The sequence below is a fragment of the uncultured Microbacterium sp. genome (genome assembly GCF_963521695.1).
Lineage (GTDB): Bacteria > Actinomycetota > Actinomycetes > Actinomycetales > Microbacteriaceae > Microbacterium.
Map to the genome: position 1 here is coordinate 1 of NZ_CAUQWC010000330.1, position 2850 is coordinate 2850.

Genomic DNA, 2850 nt, shown 5'->3' on the forward strand with positions numbered 1-2850 from the left:
CCGTGACGACCGTGTGGACGCTCGCGCAACGACTGCTGCTCAGACGGCGATACCCGCTGCCGTCGTGACGGGCGGCATCACCACCGAGCGGCAGCGATGCCCGACCGATCACACCGTGCGCGCGTCCGCGTCCCACCGCGGTGACGCGGACGCGTTGACCGCCGCCATCGCGAGCACCAGCAGTGCCGCCGCGGCCGGGAACATCATGGCCGTCGACACCGACACGCTCTCGGCGACGGCGCCGGTCACCGCCGACGCGGCGGCCTGCGCGAGCGTCAACGCCGAGGCGAGGAGGGTCATCGTCGATGCGGTGCGGCCGCGCGGCGCACGGGCACCGGCCAGGCTGAACAGGGTGACCAGCGAGGGGCCGACCCCGATACCCATGAGGCACAGCACCGCGGTCACCGTGACGACGGAGCCGCCCACGGTGTACGCACCGGCCGACGCGGTGAGCACGACGGCGAAGACGATCAAGCGCCACCGCAGCGTGAAGCGCGCGGGGAGCACGGCCACGGCGAGTGCCAGCACGGCCGAGCCCACGCCCATCACCCCGTACAGGAGGGCCCCCGCCTCGGGCGCACCCTGCGCCTCCATGAACGCGGTGAGCGAGGTCAGCGTCGAGCCGAAGAACAGACCCACGCCGAAGACCGCCGCCACCAGGACGAGCATGCGGGGATGCAGAAGCTCTCTGAAGGGCGCCATCGCCTCCCGCTCGGACCGCTCGGGGACGGCGCGCCCGGTCGGGTGAAGTGCGAAAGCGGTGACGAAGACGAAGCTCAGCACCGCGGCACCGGCGATCGGCGCCCACGGCGCGATGAGGGCGGCCAGCACACCCACGACGAACGGTCCGATCACGAATGCCGTCTCGTCGGCGGCCGACTCGTACGCCATCGCCCGAGAGAACGTACGCTCACGGCGGTCGGGGTGCACGCGGTCACCGATCAGGGCCATCACCCGCGTGCGCGACATCGCCGCGGTCTGCGGACCGGTGAGGCCGATGGCGACCGCGGCGGCGAGAAGCACGCCGTCGACCGTGGCGGTGGCCACGACCAGCGGGAACACCGCGAGCAGGATGCCGTTGAGCACCCCGACCGGCACGAGCACTCTTCGCTGCCCGTAACGGTCGGCCAGATCGCCCAGCACGGGACCGGCGATCACGACCCCCACTCCGACTGCGGCGGACGTCAACCCGCCGAGAGCGACGGACCCGCGCGCGCCGACGACGAGGGCGAGGACGCCCACCGTCATCATGGCGAACGGCAGCCGCGCGACGAAGGCGATGGGGAAGTACCACGCACCGGCGTGGTGGACCAGCGGGCGGTGGGCGACGGCGCTCGGCGACGAGGGCGATGTCATGGATCGGTCTCCGGGGGCGGGGGAACGTGCCGCCTTGCCGGACCGGGCAGGTAGTTACACCGTGAGGCGGGAGTATCCCGCGGCTTCAGTCTACCCGCGGCACGTCACCGGAGCTCGGAATCAGCCCACCAGCGCCGCGATCGCGGCGATCACCGATGCCAGCGCGAGCACGAGGGCGATCGCGATGAGCACCGTGTGCACGATCAAGAACGGCGTGGGCTTGCCGGCCGCGTCCCGCGCGCGGGGATCCTTCGCGATCCGCGGGTAGAACCGCGGCCAGACGACGACGTTGAACACGGCGTTGGCGAACAGCAGCACGATCAGCAGTGGTTCCACGTCTCGAGCCTATGCGTCCGCGGGTGCGCACGGCACAGGGCGGGCGCCGGCCCGGAGCACAGACGCGTTCACCGTGGTCGACTCGCACCATGCGCTGCAGCTCGGCCGGCGCCGAACCCGAGTTCGCGCGGTGCCCACTCGGACGGCACAGCACCCCACTCAGCGACCGCCGTCACGACGCGCACGCGATGCAGAACCGGGCGAACGGCCGCGCCTCCAGACGCGCGTCGGCGATCGGCACCCCACATCTCTCGCAGACACCGAAGACACCGGATGCCACGCGCTCCCGCGCCGCGAGGATCTCGGCTCGTTCGGCTTCCGCGCCGCGACGCAGCGCATCGACCTGCGCCCACTCCCCCGACAGGGTGGATCCCTCGGGGTCGTGCTCGTCGTCGACGGTCGCGTCGGCGCGGTCGTGTCGCAGACTGTCCTCGTCTTCGCGGAGGCGGCTGAGGCGATGCACGACCTCGCGTTCACGTTCGTCGAGCATGCGCGTGGCGGTGACGGCATCCATGCTCCGACGCTAGCCCCCACCTGTGACATCGGGTCTCGGGCAGGATCGGCGCATGAGCGAACTCCGCCGTCACTGGACACCGACCGCCGTGGTCTTCCTCGTGCTGGCCGTCGCCGGCCTCGTGGGCACCTGGACCTTCAACGCCCTCGCCATCGTGCAGATGCGCGACTTCATCGGCGACCTCGTCTCGAGCGGCCCGGCGGTGTCGTCCATCACCGTTGATCTCCTGGTCGTCGCCATCGCGGGAAGCATCTTCATCATCGTCGAGGCCCGCCGCCTCGGCATGCGGTCCGCGTGGCTGTACGTCGTGCTGTCGGGGATCACCGCATTCGCCTTCACGCTCCCGCTGTTCCTCGCGATGCGTCAGCGCCGTCTCACCGCCCGGGAAGCGGCCTCCGCCGCCGAGCATCGTCGACGGTCCTCCCCCGCAGGGTGAGGGGCCGGACCCCGTGCCGTGGGTGCGGCCACGGCGACGGAATCCGGTCCCCACTGTCGCCCGAGCGCTGCGGGTCTGCGGGCACGACGAAGTCACCGCGCCGCAGATCGGCGAAACCGGGGTCTCGCGCCGGGTGTCAGCTCGCCGCGAGGCCCTCGCGCAGCCCCTCGACGAGGGGCGTCGTCGGACGCCCGAGCAGGCGAGACAG

At 71.8% G+C, this 2850-nt stretch carries 4 protein-coding genes; 1 reads left to right on the forward strand and 3 read right to left on the reverse strand.

The window, feature by feature from the left end:
• Positions 1 to 108 precede the first annotated feature (108 nt).
• The 3 genes from RWP81_RS15970 to RWP81_RS15980 all read right to left on the reverse strand — a co-directional run bounded on the left by RWP81_RS15970 (position 109) and on the right by RWP81_RS15980 (position 2206).
• Positions 109 to 1356, reverse strand: a complete 1248-nt coding sequence (locus tag RWP81_RS15970; protein WP_314457758.1) for an MFS transporter — start codon at positions 1354 to 1356, stop codon at positions 109 to 111.
• 120 nt (positions 1357 to 1476) lie between these two features.
• The gene (locus tag RWP81_RS15975; protein WP_055957360.1) at positions 1477 to 1692 is read right to left on the reverse strand and encodes an SCO4848 family membrane protein; all 216 of its coding nucleotides are present in this window, start codon (positions 1690 to 1692) and stop codon (positions 1477 to 1479) included.
• Between the two features lie 172 nt (positions 1693 to 1864).
• Positions 1865 to 2206 (reverse strand): TraR/DksA C4-type zinc finger protein, encoded by a 342-nt coding sequence (locus RWP81_RS15980; protein WP_314457761.1) that lies wholly within the window; start codon positions 2204 to 2206, stop codon positions 1865 to 1867.
• Between the two features lie 52 nt (positions 2207 to 2258).
• Here RWP81_RS15980 and RWP81_RS15985 point away from each other — a divergent pair, with 52 nt between their 5' ends.
• Positions 2259 to 2642 carry a DUF2834 domain-containing protein gene (locus RWP81_RS15985; RefSeq protein ID WP_314457763.1) on the forward strand — a complete coding sequence of 128 codons (384 nt, stop codon included), beginning with the start codon at positions 2259 to 2261 and terminating at the stop codon, positions 2640 to 2642.
• The last annotated feature ends 208 nt before the right edge of the window (positions 2643 to 2850 follow it).

Excerpts from the sequence above, each read along its gene's own strand:
- RWP81_RS15980 (WP_314457761.1), bottom strand. The coding sequence starts at position 2,206 with ATGGATGCCGTCACCGCCACGCGCATGCTCGACGAACGTGAACGCGAG.
- RWP81_RS15970 (WP_314457758.1), bottom strand. The coding sequence starts at position 1,356 with ATGACATCGCCCTCGTCGCCGAGCGCCGTCGCCCACCGCCCGCTGGTC.
- RWP81_RS15985 (WP_314457763.1), top strand. The coding sequence starts at position 2,259 with ATGAGCGAACTCCGCCGTCACTGGACACCGACCGCCGTGGTCTTCCTC.